2 protein-coding genes are annotated in these 2,655 nt (G+C 42.1%); both read left to right on the top strand.

Annotation, left to right across the window (positions count from 1 at the left end; all coding sequences use genetic code 11):
* Positions 1–195: 195 nt before the first annotated feature.
* Positions 196–1,731, top strand: a complete 1,536-nt coding sequence (istA, locus tag ESA94_RS21295) for an IS21 family transposase (protein ID WP_164972831.1) — start codon at positions 196–198, stop codon at positions 1,729–1,731.
* 26 nt (positions 1,732–1,757) lie between these two features.
* The gene (istB, locus tag ESA94_RS21290) at positions 1,758–2,504 is read left to right on the top strand and encodes an IS21-like element helper ATPase IstB (protein ID WP_129132983.1); all 747 of its coding nucleotides are present in this window, start codon (positions 1,758–1,760) and stop codon (positions 2,502–2,504) included.
* Positions 2,505–2,655 lie beyond the last annotated feature (151 nt).

The following is a 2,655-nucleotide window of genomic DNA, read 5'->3' as shown; positions in this document are numbered from 1 at the left end:
TGGAAAATCCACTCAAATTGACCCCCTGCTACCGGCTTAATGTGACCCCCATTCGCCAGACCAATGTGACCCCCTGCGGCCATTTCAAACTGACCCCCTGAAGTTGATAAAAAGATTAGTTGTTTTTGTAGGATAAAAGCAAGAGGTTCTTGGTTCATCAAGTACCACTTTTTCATGTCTAACAAAACAATTGAGATGTTTACAATTCGTCAGATTCTGCGGCTGTATGCCTGCGGTAAAGGAACCAAATCCATCAGCCAGTCAACGGGTATAGCCCGTAACACCGTTAAAAAATATTTGTACCGCTATATACTTTCAGGCAAAACAATTGAGCAGATTGAAGCGATGAGTGATGCAGCGATGTCACGCCTGTTTTTAATTCATGCACCTATTGTTGTACCGAATAAGCGCCAGGAGGAGCTGGAGCCGCTGCTGCCTTCGTTGGCAGCTATGTTAAAGAAACGGGGTATAACAAAAGGGATGGTGTATGATGCGTACAAACTTCAATGTCCAGAAGGATATAAAAGTTCTGCATTTTTAGAACGGCTCAATGGATACATGCAGGTGGGTAAACCATCGATGAAGATGACACATAAAGCAGGCGATAAACTGTTTGTTGATTTTACCGGTCAGAAGTTAAACCTTGTAGATAAGCATACAGGTGAAGTGAGTGAAGTGGAAGTTTTTGTAGCCATACTCGGCTGTAGTCAGCTCACTTTTGTAATGGCTGTGCGTTCGCAATGCAAAGAAGATTTTATACTGGGTTGCGAACGTGCACTTCATTTTTTTGGTGGCGTACCACAAGCCATTGTTCCCGATAATTTAAAATCGGCTGTTACCAAAGCCAGCAAGTATGAAGCGCAACTCAACGATAGCTTTGCTGCTTTTGCAGAGCATTATCACACGTTTGGGTTCCCTACACGAACGTATAAACCCAAAGACAAAGCATTGGTAGAAGGTGCAGTAAAGATTATCTACAGCAGCATTTTTTCCAAGATCGATCAAAACATTTATCATCACCTCGATGAGCTCAACAAAGACATCCTTGTTCATTTAGATGCGCATAACAATGCAAAACTTACTGGCGAAGATTACAGCAGGATGCAACAGTTTACAGAACTGGAGAAGCACACACTGCAACCACTTAACCCGTATTTGTTTGAACCAATGACAACGCAGCTGTCAACTGTAAACAAATACGGTCATGTATTACTTAGTGTAGATAAACGCTATTACAGTGTTCCCTACAAACTGATCGGTAAGCGGCTGAAAATAAAATATACGAGCAGCAAAGTAGAAGTCTATCACGAGAACGAAGTAGTTGCCGTGCATGAACGTTTTTTTGGCAAGGGCAGCAAATACATCACACAGCAGGATCATCTTGCAACACAACATAAATATTTAGCCGAATGGAATCCGCAGAAATTTATGGCCACCGCTGCCTCTATTGGTGAAGAAGTAGCACAGTATGTTGCCAAAATACTGGCAAGAGAACTGTATCCTGAACAAAGTTATAAATCCTGTTCCGGTGTATTGAGTTTTGCCAAACGTGTAGGCCATGCACGATTGATCAATGCCTGTAAACGAGCTGACAGTTTTGGTATTTACAACTATGCGATCATTGATCAGATACTGCGTTCAAAAGCCGATGCAATCCCTTTTGAAGATGAGGTAGCTGGCACCGACATGCCTTCGCATGAAAACATACGTGGGCAACATTACTACCAATAATTTTTTAATCACAACAATCAAAGTACATGAACAACGAAACAGTCAAGAAAATGGGCGACATGCGCCTGTATGGTATGCAAACTGCATTTAAAGCATTTGTTGAGCAGCCGCCATCGGTCAGCTTCACCAACGATGAAATGGCGCAGTATTTAGTACAAAGCGAATGGGACGACCGTAAACACCGATCACTGCAACGCAACATTAAAACAGCAAAGTTCCGTTACGTGGCCGATGTAAACGGAATAGACTTTAGTGAAAAACGTGAACTGGATAAAAATCAAATCGACCGATTGTTTACCTGTGAGTTTATTAAAAAAGCGCAGGATGTTTTTATTACCGGCAGTACCGGAACAGGAAAAAGCTACCTGGCTTCTGCCATCGGCCACCAGGCTTGTTTGTTGGGCTTTAAAGTATTTTATACCAACACGGCCAAACTGATGTCTGCTTTAAAAATGGCTAAAGCCGATGGCTCACACTTAAGAGAATTAAACAAAATCGAAAAGCAGGATCTGTTGATACTGGACGACTTTGGCATACAGGCTTTTGATGCAAGCGCAAGAGCATTGCTGATGGATATTGTAGAAGACAGGCATGGCAAACACTCCACCATCATTGCTTCGCAGGTACCGGTGAGAAACTGGTACGATGTAATTGGAGAACAAACCATCGCCGATGCTATACTCGACCGGCTCGTTCACCAATCTGTTCGTGTTGAACTGAAAGGTGAATCGTTACGCAAAAACAGAAAAGAACAAACCGATAAAACTAATTAAACCAACAAGACATAATTTATCCTACGTTTGATAAACAAAAAACAGCCAGTTCTTTAACAGCTTCAGAACATCTCTCCACCAGTTTTTGGATGATTTTTTTAGGGGGTCAATTTAAAATGGCGGAAGGGGGTTAGTTTGGGTGGTATTTACA

Source organism: Lacibacter luteus, assembly GCF_004118265.1.
Classification (GTDB): Bacteria; Bacteroidota; Bacteroidia; order Chitinophagales; family Chitinophagaceae; genus Lacibacter; species Lacibacter luteus.
The sequence above is the reverse complement of the archived record's forward strand: the minus strand, read 5'-3'. Positions and strand labels throughout refer to the sequence as shown.